Here is a 12,278-nt window from a genome sequence, read left to right on the forward strand (position 1 = left end):
TGTTTATAAATTATCTTTTAATTTTGAAATAAAATTGATTAATTCCTCTTCTTCAGCTTTTGAATATATTGCCTCACTATGTATTAAAGTGTAAGAATCCAAAGGCATTTCTCCGCTTTCTATCTGTTTTATAATTGACCGAAGTTTACTTGATTTTCTTCGGCTTGAAAGCGAATCCCATTCACTAAAATTAAGTTCGGCCTTTCCTTCTTTGATGTGGTCTTCCAAAAACCAAGCAGCGGGTTGAATTTTATTATACCAAGGGTATTGCGTGTTATTACTGTGGCAATCATAGCAGGATACCTGTAACTTTTGCTGAATTTTTTCAGGAACATTATGGACTAACATAAAATCAGTTTTGGGTACTGTATCGTTTTGATTGCGTTCTGTGGGAATAAATTGTATCCCCACAAACCCTACCAATAATACTAATGCTATGACTTTTACAATCTTCATCTAGTTAATTTCTTTTTGCACCTTACCACATTTCAGCATTTTACTTCCGTAGTAAGGGTTTCTTACTTCTTCACTCATACTTAACCAATTACTACCACCATCGTACATTGGGCAAAATTGTTGGTATAGCGTGTTTTTAGTTCCAGTAATTGCGACCATATCCGTTACACCTTCACTTAAGATTTTAAAGTGCTCTCGCTGGTGTGCTATATCACTTTCAGAAATATGTTCTGCGTGTTCTACGGTATCTTCAATAATATCTTTTAAATCGGTCTTTTGCATATCTGTATAACTAGAAACATCAAGCTTCCCTAAACTTGTTGCCAGGCGTGCACCAAGTTCTTTGGCTTTAGCATTATCATCGGCAACCAATGCATCTTTAAGATTGAAATAATCGTTTAATATGACTTCTGAATTACCATCTCCACTCATTGCCATGTCTTTTTTTTCACTATCGTGGTGACCATCACTATTATCGTGATTCATTTCGGAATGGTCTACATCAGTGTTATTTTGTTCTTTGTTGTTGTCTTTACAAGACACTGCTGTTAAGGTTATGAATGCTATCGCAACGATACCTAATGTTGTTTTTAATTTGCTCATTTTGTATTTGATTTTGATTATTAATATTAATTGTGATTTATTTTGTTTTATTAAAAACGTGCAGATAGTCCACCACCTGCTCCAAAGCGATTGTCATAACTACCTATAATTGAAAAATTTCTAGATAATAAATATTCAATTCCTGCACTCCAGACGACTTCTTTCTTAAAGCTATCACCTAGTGGTAATTCATCTACCCATCCAAAATCTGCTTGATACTCATAAACTCCAAAAAGAACCGTTCTTGGAAAAATAGTTATCGCACGACTCAAACTAATTTGTGGACGTAACTTACTATCCATACGAACATCTAGACTAAACAGAAATGGGGTTAAATACCTAATTCCTGCAATAGCGGTTGTATTGATTTCATCCAAACTATCGGCTCCTTCATTTTCAACATTTACACCACCAAAAACACGTAAATAATCGTGTAAATAGCGTTCATATGTAAATTCTGCTTCAAGGTTTTCGTTCCATCCATATTCCGCCGAAAGCGTAAACTGGTTTCTAATATTGGACGTCATAAATGTTGCACCAGTCATATGTGAAGCTACATCAACCATTCCCCAAGAATACCATAAATCTGTTTCTTTAATCAATTTTGAAACGGGATAGGCTTCCATTCTAGTATCTCTAGGTGTATCGTAACTCATTACTCTAGCCATACCACCCATCATATGATATAAAATATGACAATGGAAAAACCAGTCTCCATATTCATCCCCATAAAACTCGATAGTTAATTCTTCCATTGGCGGAACATTTACGGTATGTTTTAAGGGCGAGTATTCTCCATTTTTATTAATAACTCTAAAAAAGTGACCGTGTAAATGCATAGGATGATGCATCATTGTAAGGTTGTTTAGAGTGATTCTTGTAACTTGATTTCCCTTTATCTTTATCTTATCAGTTTCAGACAAGGGAACACCATTCATACTCCAAATATATCGGTTCATATTCCCTGTGAGGTTCAACAGGATTTCATTAACTGGTGTGCCTTTTGCATACGTTGTTTTTTCAGGAGACTTCAAATAATCATAGTTGTATTCTGAAAACATATCCATTCCCTCCATAGTGTTTGATTCTTTTTCATCCGTTTTCATATCACTATTTCCCATTTTAGAATGATCCATATGGGACATTGTAGAATCCATTTTCATATCATTCGCCATTTTATTATTTTTCATATTAGAATGATCCATCTTCATCTTACCGTCCATTTCCATCCCTTTCATATCATCCATCTGCATGCCATATTCTTCTTTCATCTCAAAACGTTCATCTTTACCTGGCTGAAATTTTAGCGCGTGAGCACCCATTTTCATTTTCATTTTAGCCATTTCTTGCATCATTTGGATTTTGTCAGGTCTCGGAAGAATTTCTGCAGGTAGAATTTTGCCATTACCAATGTATGCCAAGGAAGTGCCAGAGCCATCTTGCGCCATTGAACGCAACTCAATTTTACCATTTTCAGGAATAGTTATAATAAAATCGTAGGCTTCTGCAATAGCAATAAATGTTTTGCTACGCTTTACAGGAACAATGTCTTTTCCATCAGCAGAAACCATTGTTGGCGCTTCGCCTCCAAAGGTCATCCAGAATTGTGAGGAAGCAGATCCATTTATAATGCGCAACCTGACTTTTTCACCTGGTTGAAATTCAGGGTATTCTGCAATCTCTTTACCATTGACTAAAAATGCAGGATAATAAATATCAGCAATATCGGCACCTTCCATCCGTTGACGCCAGAAATCTAATTGTGCACCAAAGGCACCTCTTGCTATCACTTGATTTAAAGGGGTAGATGTACCTTTCTTCATTTGATACCACTCATTACCTCGTTTAAGGTTTCGTAGCACATTCATTGGTTTTTCATTTGTCCAGTCGGACAACATTAACACTAAATCTTTGTCATACTCGAAGCTTTCTTCTTTTGGATGGATGATAATGGAACCAAAAACACCACTTTGTTCCTGTAGCATTGTGTGCGAGTGATACCAATACGTTCCATTTTGTTTAATTGCAAATTCATATTTAAAAGTGGTTCCAGCCTTAATGGGTGGCGTAGTCAAATAAGGAACGCCATCGTAGAAATTTGGCAAAAGAAATCCGTGCCAATGCACCGAAGTTTCAACGCTCATTTCATTTTTTACATAAATAACCGCATATTCGCCTTCGGTAAATTCAAGGGTTGGCCCTGGGATTGTCCCATTAACGGTCATCCCTTTTACTTCTTTTCCCGCTTTATTAACCATTTCTTCTTTGAGGGTTAACGTATATTCCTTTACTGGCAAATTATCAATATTGCCTTCAACAGACTGTGCAAACAGTGCTGGACAGCCTATTAATAGGAATAGAATTGAATAGTGTATTGCTTTCATATTTTTAGTTTTCTCAATTTTAATAAAAATTAGTTCTTCTAATTGCTCCAGATCGGATTGTATTAATTCGTTAAATAATTAATAAGAGCGGTTTGAACATAATAAAGCTTGATTGTCTCAATTTGCCCCATTTGAAACTTCAATTGTAATTCCTGAATATCGAGTACGTCATTAAAATTAATAGTTCCCGTTTCATAGTTTTTAATAAGGATTTCTTCAGCATCTTCGGCCTGTTTCAAGTTGTTTGCCTGTGTATTGAATTTTATTCTTGCCTGATTACGCTGCGAAATAGCTTTTGATAATTCGGCTGTCAACACATTCAGACGTTCGTCTTTTTGAGATTGTATTTCCTTTTTTCGCAACTCATTCTGCTTAGTTTGAGATTTATATTTATTATTGAATATTGGAATTGACACAGAAACCATGGGCATAACCATATCTTTAAAAGAGCTGGTTATCATTGGACTATCTTCTTGGTTGATATACTGCACTCCGAAACCAATCATTGGTCCACCTTCTTTTTGGTTTAACAACTCGGCCTGCTCCACAGACTGGTATAGTTTGTCGTATTTAAGCAACTCTGGATTTACGGACAAACTCTCATAACTATAAAAATTGTCGCCTTTCGGAATTTCCAAAGAAGAAACGACAGTTACATCTTTATTATATTCCCGGTTTATTAAACTGTTCATAGCTGCCTGTATCCCTTTATTTTGCTGAATTAAAACGTCTTTCTCCTGTTTTAGCTCATTCTGTCTAATTTGTAACCGCAACACATCCACTGCTGATGCCTTGCCTACCTCTAAAGAAGTGAGTGCAAGACGTTCATAAGTTTCCAAGAGTGCTATATTTTCATCAAGCACTTTTTGTTTGGCTCTAATTTCATAGAGCAAATAATAGAATTGGGATACGGAAAGTGCTAATTTTCGTTTTGCGATTGTCACTTCAACATATTGAGCATCTGCCATCGATGTGGCGTAATGCTCTCTTGCAGATATCGTTCCGAACCACGGTAACATTTGCATTACAGAGGCGCTGAATTGTTCCATAGGCATATCCATTTCAGGTGCTATAGCCATAACTCCAAAATTAAATTCTGTATTTGGTAAGCTGTTAACTTCATTTACTTTTTCAGAAGCAATTTGAAACTGAAGATCAAACTTTTGAATCTCTGGACTTTGGGTTAATGCTTCTTGAATAAGAGTTTCTAAATCTTGTGCTTTTGCGAAAGTTGGCACAAACAACAAACAGATTATAAATATTATATGTTTCATTTTATAGCTCTTTTTAATTGAAATTCTTTTTTCCAGCTAAACAATACTGGAACAACAAATAAAGTTATAAGTGCAATAAGCATCCCTCCAAATGATGGTATAGCCATTGGAATCATTATATCACTCCCACGACCCGTTGATGTTAATACCGGTAACAGCGCAAGAATAGTTGTTGCCGTTGTCATTAAACATGGACGAATACGCTTTTCTCCTGCTTCGACTACAGATGCCCGAATTTCCTGTTTTGTTTCTGGCGTATTTCTATCAAAGGTTTGGGTCAAATAAGTGGCCATTACCACACCATCATCTGTAGCAATACCAAACAAAGCAATAAAACCAACCCATACCGCAACACTTAAATTAATAGTGTGCATTTGAAAGAGGTCTCGTAGATTTTCCCCAAAGAAATTGAAGTTTAGAAACCAATCTTGGCCATAAAACCAAATCATTAGAAATCCTCCAGCAAAGGCTACTGCAATTCCAGTAAATACCATCAAAGATGTGCTCACGGAACGGAACTGGAAATAAAGGATAAGGAAAATAATGGCAAGTGCCAATGGTACAACAACACCAAGAGTTTTCTCTGCTCGTAATTGGTTTTCGTATGTTCCCGTGAATTGATAATTGATACCTTTAGGCACAATCAATTCCCCTGAATCGATTTTTTCCTGAATAAGCGCTTGTGCATTTTCCACCACGTCTACTTCAGCGAAACCATCTAGTTTATCAAAAAGAACATATCCTACTAAAAACGTATCCTCACTCTTTATAACTTGTGGTCCTTGCTCATATCTAATAGTCACAAGCTCACTTAATGGTACTGGACTTCCTTTTTCAACAGGAACATAAATGTCTTCGAGGTCATTTGGGTTTGCTCGTAATTCTCTTGGGTATCGCACTCGAATACCGTAACGTTCCCTACCTTCAACAGTTTGTGTTAATACCATTCCTCCAACTGAAATCTGAATGACTTGTTGAACATCTTCAATAGTAATTCCATATCGCGCCAGTCGATCCCTGTCAATATCCAATAACAGATAAGGTTTACCTACAATACGGTCAGCAAATACAGCTTCGTTCTTAACGCCTTCTGATTGTTTTAATAAATCTTCCAATTGCAATCCAAAGGCTTCAATTTCTTTTAAGTCCTGCCCTTTAACTTTTATTCCCATTGGTGCTCGCATACCTGTTTGTAGCATTACCAAGCGTGTTTCAATAGGTTGTAACTTGGGTGCGGAAGTAACTCCAGGAAGCTTTGTAACCCTTACAATTTCTTTCCAAATATCATCTGGTGATTTAATCTCTGGTCTCCAGTTTCTAAAGTACTCTCCATCGTCATCTGGAATAAGTTGAGAACTAGTGACAGAAAAAGGATCTTTTAATTCGGATGCCTTGTAATTGGAATTGTCATCTTCAATTTCATTATTTGGATTGGTTACCAAACTTCCATCCTTGAGAACGAACAATCCATCATCATTTACTTTAAAGCGCTGTCTTTTCCGTTTCTCATTTAAGATGTATTCTGATTTGTATTGAATTATGTTTTCGTACATCGACAAAGGTGCAGGGTCTAATGCAGACTCTGTACGACCAGATTTACCAACGACTGTTTCAATTTCTGGAAGACTAGCTACAGCCATATCCAATTGCTGCAATACACGTTTGTTCTCTTCAACTCCAGAGTGCGGCATTGAAGTAGGCATCAGCAGAAAAGATCCTTCATTAAGGGATGGCATAAATTCCTTACCAGTATCGCGCATAATCAATACACCCAAAATTACAATCGCAGTGGGTACTGAAAGAAATAACAACTTATTGCGCAGTGCCCAATTTAAAATGCGCACATAATAGTTTCTAAAAAGTGTAAATACGCCTAAAAGACCAAAACAGATAAGACCTACAAAAATTAGATTTATAAATATGCTTCTATCTACGCCAAGTGGTCTCCAATATTCTGCCAACAAGAATATGATGGCAAAAGCGGATACAAAAATGTTGATAGTATTGGCTCGTTTTGAGGTAATCATTTTTTTTAATGAGAGGATACCCACCACACCAAATGCTACTAATATTATTCCAAGAGGATATCCAAAAATAAGGGATACAATACCCAAAATAATCATTGCCCCATTTAGCATATAACTAAACGATGTCTTTATGTTACGCTTTTTAAATAAATAGGCTGCAAACGGTGGAATTAAAAATAAAGCCACAATTAGGGATGCTGTTAGCGCAGCCGTTTTGGTAAAAGCCAATGGTCTAAATAATTTACCTTCAGCACCAATCATCGTAAATACAGGAATAAAACTTATAATTGTGGTCAGTACAGCAGTCAAAATTGCACCAGAAACTTCGGCAGTTGCATTATATACAACGGTGTTCATTGGCACGTTTTCATCATTTTCGTCAATATGCCGGAGCACATTCTCCGTAAGAATAACGCCCACATCTACCATTGTGCCAATAGCAATAGCAATACCCGATAAAGCCACAATATTAGCATCTACGTTAAACAGCTTCATTGAAATAAAAACCATTAACACCGCAACAGGTAATAATCCCGAAATCAATAATGAAGCCCTTAAATTGAACACCATTATGATGATTACGAAAATAGTTATTAGGATCTCTAAAGACAGCGCTTCGTCTAGCGTGCCTAATGTTTCTTGAATAAGCTCTGTTCTGTCATAAAAGGGAACAACGGTAAGTTGTGATGTTCTACCATCACTTAATGTTTTAGAGGGCAAACCTGAACTTAATTCGCTTATTTTCTCTTTCACATTATTGATGACCTCCATAGGGTTAGCACCATATCTGGCAACCACCACCCCTCCTACAACCTCTGCTCCTTCTTTATCTAAAATACCTCTTCTTGTTGCAGGACCGTGCGAAACTTTTGCAATATCCTTTAAACGTATAGAGGTGAAATTTTCTGATGTCACTACAGCATTTTCTAGATCTTCAATGGACTTGACATACCCCAAACCACGTATGAGATATTCCGCTTGGTTAATTTCCAAAGTCTGTGCACCAACATCTTTATTACTTTGTTTAACCGCTTTTACAACTTCACTTAATCCGATTTTATATTGCCTCATCAACTCGGGGTTGACATCAACTTGGTATTCTAAAACATAACCGCCAATTGAGGCAACTTCTGAAACACCACTTGCTGAAGACAGCGCATATTTCACGTAGAAATCTTGAATGCTTCGTAATTCTTGTAAATCCCAGCCACCTGTGACGTTTCCATTTTCATCTCGTCCTTCTAAAGTGTACCAATAAATTTGTCCTAAACCTGTCGCATCAGGTCCTAATGCCGGATTTACTCCTTCAGGAAGCAATCCTGCAGGTAATGAGTTTAACTTCTCAAGTATGCGACTTCTACTCCAATAAAATTCGATATCCTCTTCAAAAATGATATAGATACTAGAAAAACCGAACATAGAAGAACTACGTATGGTTTTAACGCCTGGAATTCCCAAAAGCGATGTGGTTAATGGATAGGTAATTTGGTCTTCAATATCTTGTGGTGATCGACCATCCCATTTAGTAAATACAATTTGTTGGTTTTCACCAATATCAGGAATAGCATCTACTGCTACTGGATTTCTTGGAAAAGAACCTGTATTCCATTCAAAAGGGGCATTTACGACTCCCCAACCTACAAATAGCGCTAACATTAAAACAGCGACTAGTTTATTTTCTATTAAAAATTTGATGCTTTTATTTAGCATAAAAATGAGTTTTAAGTAATTATAAATCTTGTTTAAAAAGTGCTAAACAAGTAGAATTGTCCAAAACAATTTAATGCAGGACTACAAGTGATAATTACTTAAAAATCAAATAAGGAAAGTTTGGTCTAGAATTTGAATATCCTTGACCAGAAGAGGAGGTGTGTAATCTCTATAAGCGTTTAAATCTGTTTGAGATTCAAAAAACAAATTTATATAAGTGTGAATAAACGCAGCAACAAATAATTGTTGGTCTTTATTCAATTTATCAAACGACGTTTTTATAGTATCTTGGCCTTCAACAATAAATTGTTCATCACTACAACAATCGTCTTTGCTGATATCACACTCTGATGAAGGCAATTGTTGTTGAACTTCCATTCCGCAAGTTTCAACGTGACCAAATAAAGAAGAATCCACTAACGTATCACCACAATAGTGACTATCAACAGTAAATGAAACTGTTGATAGAAGCACAATAAGTGCCATACAAATGGATGATATTTTATGAAAAAATTCCTTCATTAGTACTGCAAAGTTAGAAAAAATTTATAACATTCTATTTATTTAACATTTCTTTTTGATTCATCGAGATTTAATTTGCACTTTAAAAAGCGTAAATATTATGTACAAATAAAAAGATTACATTTTATTTTATATGATGAAAATCATATTCTTGTTGAACTTTATTCATTATCTTTGTAAAGCACATTTCTATTATTTTAAACATAAAAATCTGATAATTAATTAATTGTATGAAAAAATCATATAGTTACTAAAAATCAAATGTTAAACAAAATTTGACTACATTTAAGCGTGAAATCATTTTTTTCTAAAATATTATCCTTCTTTTTAGCAGTATCAATACTGTTTTCTACTTCTTCCTTTGCGGTGGATATGCACTTTTGTTGTAATAAATTGGTGGATATCGCTTTTTTTAGCAAAGCGGAATCTTGTATGGATATTGTGCAAAAAAAAGATGATAATCTCAAGCAATGTTCTTCTATTCAAGAGAAAGACTGCTGCGATAATCAGAGCATTGTTAAAGAAGGAGATGATACATTCAAAAAGTCCAATACAATACTCGAAACCGAAACAATCGTTTTCTTAAACACTTTCGTCTATTCTTATATAAATCTTTTTAAGGGATTAGATGAAAACGCAATCTCCTTTAGAGCCTACAGGCCACCATTGCTTTCTACAGATATAATTATTCTCAACGAGACCTTTCTAATTTAGAATCTACATCGTAGATTAACTTTAATCTGCAATACCTCTTATAGCCAAGTTTTCACTTCTGGCTGACATTTGTTGTAACCTATTCTCAACAACATCTTACACCATTAAACCTGTTAGGTCTTCACCTTTCAAACCATTGAGTTAAAATTCAATGCAAATACATTATATACTATGAGCAAACCAAAAGAATTTTGGATTAAGAATATGGTCTGTAATCGCTGCTTAAAAGTAATTCAGCAAGAATTGCAACAACTTGAAGTAAAGATACTTTCATTAGAATTGGGAAGATTATTGGTAGAAGCACCAAAAAAAACCAACGATGAAATTATCCATGCTGTAACAACAGTACTTCACGCCAATGATTTTGAAATCGTTGAGAACGAAGAAGAAATGCTTGTAGAGAGAATCAAGATTATTCTAATTGAACAATTGCAAGACTTGCCATTACATATAAAGTTAAAAACATCCGAACTATTAGCATCCAGTCTTCATAAGGATTATAAACAATTGAGCAAGCTTTTTTCTACCAATGAAAAAACCACCATCGAGAAATACTTTATAAAACTAAAGATTGAAAAGGTAAAAGAACTCATTCAGCTTAAACAGTATTCCTTTTCTGATATAGGCTACATTTTGGATTATAGTAGTGTCAACCATTTGTCCAGACAGTTTAAAGAAGTAGTGGGTCTGAGTATGACCGATTATAAAAACGCTGAAAATTGGAAACGGAATTTTTATGATGAAATTATATAAATATCAACGAAAGTTGTGCAGATGATAGCTTAAGACAATCACTAATTTTATTAAAATAAATCAAACTAAAATGAAAAAATTTCTCATCACATTAGTATTAATTCCTTTTTTCGGAATTGCACAAACATTGGAAGGTTTAGAATATATCTCCCCTTTTAACAATGACGTAGCTGCCATTAAAAAAGACAACGAATGGGGTTTTATTGACCAAAATGGCAAAATAATAGTTGATTTTCGAAACGATTTGATACTGACCAAAACAGACAATGCAAATTACCCCATATTCAGTAACGAAAGATGTCTAATTGCACATCATAAAGATGGTGTGCTCTATTATGGCTATATCGATAAAACTGGAAAAACAGTCATTACACCACAATTCTTGAATGCCAGCAACTTTAAAAATGATGTAGCTGTTGCATTAAAATTGGTCAAAGAAGAAAGTAGTGGCATGAATGAACTGATGAAGAACATAGTGAACTATCACTATTATGAAGTGGTTATTGAAAAGGCTGGGGAAATAAATCAATATTTAACAGAAGAACCTATACATATTACCCTTACCAAAGAGAAAATGAAAAAGCCTCCTGTAATTACCTCCAAACTTATTTCTAATAATCTAATTGCGGTTAGGAACAATAATAACAAATGGACGCTTAAAAAAATCAGTGAATAAGTAGGTTGGATTATCCATTTGCCCTTTTCGCAACTTGGTAGTATCAAAAAAAAAAAACAGATAAACCATGAAACTCATATTAATCACATTAATACTTTTAGGATTGGGAATTGCAGGAATAGCAATAAAACTTTGGACTAAAAAAGGTGGCAAGTTTGCAGGAACATGTGCAAGCCAAAACCCTTTGCTTAATAAAAATGGAGAGCCATGTGGGTTTTGTGGCAAAACTCCCGATCAGGTTAACAACTGTGAAGAAATTTAACATTCTTAGTGGTCAATATACGAGTATAAAAACCGCAGTACTGAGCCAGAATAACACCTGATTAAAACAAAATAAAACAATACGATGAAAACACAAGTAATTATTTTAGCCGCAATTGGGCTTTTTAGCTTAAACAGTTGTATCCAAGAAACAAATCCTCTAGCGCTGATGGAAACGCATGAATCCCGCAGCGAGGTTTATAATGCCATTGCCCAGAATGACAGTTACATGACAGAATTTATGGCAAATTTGCAAAATGACGAAAATGCCATGAAAATGATGCAGGACAACTACAAGATGATGGGTGCCGTGAAACATGGAGAAAACATGCAAATGATCATGAAGGACAGCACAGCAATGCACTCGATGATGGCAACGATGATGAACGACGGTAAAATGATGGGGACTATGATGAAAATGATGCACGAAAAAGGAATAATGAGCGAGGACTGTATGGAATCCTGTAAAAATATGATGGGTGAAAAAGGAATGGATATGCAGGGAATGAATAAGATGAACGATATGAATAATCCATCTGAAGAAAACCATACCGAGCATCATTAATTTTAACCTTTAAAATCAAAAACAATGAAAAATAATCACTGGATATGGATGGTCATCGGTTGTGGTCTACCACTACTGTTCATCTTTTTAGCGCCCTCATTTGGTATAGGAGGTGGTTCATCACTATTTATTTTCATCCTTTTTATGTTTGGCATTCATCTTTTTATGCCCCACGGGTCTCATCGACACGGTGGTCATAACCATTCACAACATAAACAAAATGATGAAATCAAAAATGGTCAAAATACACCATCAGCAAAACCTAAAGATCAACAAGAAGGACATAATCACTAATAAAAAAACAATAAAACATCCATTATTAATTTTTAAACA

General features: G+C 35.1%; 11 protein-coding genes. 5 read left to right on the forward strand and 6 right to left on the reverse strand.

Annotated elements, in window-relative coordinates:
* Positions 1 to 3: 3 nt before the first annotated feature.
* From GMA17_RS05885 to GMA17_RS05910, 6 genes are all read right to left on the reverse strand, one after another.
* On the reverse strand, positions 4 to 456 hold the full coding sequence (locus GMA17_RS05885; RefSeq protein WP_248400113.1) for a heme-binding domain-containing protein: 453 nt from the start codon (positions 454 to 456) through the stop codon (positions 4 to 6).
* Positions 457 to 1,059 (reverse strand): DUF3347 domain-containing protein, encoded by a 603-nt coding sequence (locus tag GMA17_RS05890; RefSeq protein WP_026814616.1) that lies wholly within the window; start codon positions 1,057 to 1,059, stop codon positions 457 to 459.
* A gap of 50 nt (positions 1,060 to 1,109) precedes the next feature.
* A complete protein-coding gene (locus GMA17_RS05895; protein WP_026814615.1) occupies positions 1,110 to 3,443 on the reverse strand; it encodes a multicopper oxidase domain-containing protein in 2,334 nt (777 codons plus the stop codon).
* Between the two features lie 62 nt (positions 3,444 to 3,505).
* Complete coding sequence (locus GMA17_RS05900) at positions 3,506 to 4,717, reverse strand: TolC family protein (protein ID WP_248400115.1); 1,212 nt, start codon at positions 4,715 to 4,717, stop codon at positions 3,506 to 3,508.
* A complete protein-coding gene (locus GMA17_RS05905; protein ID WP_248400117.1) occupies positions 4,714 to 8,454 on the reverse strand; it encodes an efflux RND transporter permease subunit in 3,741 nt (1,246 codons plus the stop codon). Before GMA17_RS05905 ends, GMA17_RS05900 begins: the two co-directional genes overlap by 4 nt.
* A 105-nt stretch (positions 8,455 to 8,559) precedes the next feature.
* Positions 8,560 to 8,940, reverse strand: a complete 381-nt coding sequence (locus GMA17_RS05910; protein ID WP_248400119.1) for a hypothetical protein — start codon at positions 8,938 to 8,940, stop codon at positions 8,560 to 8,562.
* A gap of 921 nt (positions 8,941 to 9,861) precedes the next feature.
* Between GMA17_RS05910 and GMA17_RS05915 the strand changes: the two genes are divergently transcribed.
* From GMA17_RS05915 to GMA17_RS05935, 5 genes are all read left to right on the forward strand, one after another.
* On the forward strand, positions 9,862 to 10,443 hold the full coding sequence (locus GMA17_RS05915) for an AraC family transcriptional regulator (protein WP_066249827.1): 582 nt from the start codon (positions 9,862 to 9,864) through the stop codon (positions 10,441 to 10,443).
* 70 nt (positions 10,444 to 10,513) lie between these two features.
* Positions 10,514 to 11,119: a WG repeat-containing protein gene (locus GMA17_RS05920; protein WP_066249824.1), complete on the forward strand. Its 606-nt coding sequence runs from the start codon at positions 10,514 to 10,516 to the stop codon at positions 11,117 to 11,119.
* A gap of 67 nt (positions 11,120 to 11,186) precedes the next feature.
* Positions 11,187 to 11,381: a membrane or secreted protein gene (locus GMA17_RS05925; RefSeq protein ID WP_066249821.1), complete on the forward strand. Its 195-nt coding sequence runs from the start codon at positions 11,187 to 11,189 to the stop codon at positions 11,379 to 11,381.
* 84 nt (positions 11,382 to 11,465) lie between these two features.
* Positions 11,466 to 11,945, forward strand: coding sequence for a hypothetical protein (locus GMA17_RS05930; RefSeq protein ID WP_248400121.1), 480 nt, complete (start codon positions 11,466 to 11,468; stop codon positions 11,943 to 11,945).
* Between the two features lie 24 nt (positions 11,946 to 11,969).
* Positions 11,970 to 12,239 carry a hypothetical protein gene (locus GMA17_RS05935; protein WP_066249815.1) on the forward strand — a complete coding sequence of 90 codons (270 nt, stop codon included), beginning with the start codon at positions 11,970 to 11,972 and terminating at the stop codon, positions 12,237 to 12,239.
* Positions 12,240 to 12,278: the final 39 nt, after the last annotated feature.

This window comes from Bizionia sp. M204 (assembly GCF_023205095.1).
GTDB lineage: Bacteria > Bacteroidota > Bacteroidia > Flavobacteriales > Flavobacteriaceae > Algorimicrobium > Algorimicrobium hallyeonense.

Excerpts from the sequence above, each read along its gene's own strand:
- GMA17_RS05885 (WP_248400113.1), bottom strand. The coding sequence starts at position 456 with ATGAAGATTGTAAAAGTCATAGCATTAGTATTATTGGTAGGGTTTGTG.
- GMA17_RS05890 (WP_026814616.1), bottom strand. The coding sequence starts at position 1,059 with ATGAGCAAATTAAAAACAACATTAGGTATCGTTGCGATAGCATTCATA.
- GMA17_RS05895 (WP_026814615.1), bottom strand. The coding sequence starts at position 3,443 with ATGAAAGCAATACACTATTCAATTCTATTCCTATTAATAGGCTGTCCA.
- GMA17_RS05900 (WP_248400115.1), bottom strand. The coding sequence starts at position 4,717 with ATGAAACATATAATATTTATAATCTGTTTGTTGTTTGTGCCAACTTTC.
- GMA17_RS05905 (WP_248400117.1), bottom strand. The coding sequence starts at position 8,454 with ATGCTAAATAAAAGCATCAAATTTTTAATAGAAAATAAACTAGTCGCT.
- GMA17_RS05910 (WP_248400119.1), bottom strand. The coding sequence starts at position 8,940 with ATGGCACTTATTGTGCTTCTATCAACAGTTTCATTTACTGTTGATAGT.
- GMA17_RS05915 (WP_066249827.1), top strand. The coding sequence starts at position 9,862 with ATGAGCAAACCAAAAGAATTTTGGATTAAGAATATGGTCTGTAATCGC.
- GMA17_RS05920 (WP_066249824.1), top strand. The coding sequence starts at position 10,514 with ATGAAAAAATTTCTCATCACATTAGTATTAATTCCTTTTTTCGGAATT.
- GMA17_RS05925 (WP_066249821.1), top strand. The coding sequence starts at position 11,187 with ATGAAACTCATATTAATCACATTAATACTTTTAGGATTGGGAATTGCA.
- GMA17_RS05930 (WP_248400121.1), top strand. The coding sequence starts at position 11,466 with ATGAAAACACAAGTAATTATTTTAGCCGCAATTGGGCTTTTTAGCTTA.
- GMA17_RS05935 (WP_066249815.1), top strand. The coding sequence starts at position 11,970 with ATGAAAAATAATCACTGGATATGGATGGTCATCGGTTGTGGTCTACCA.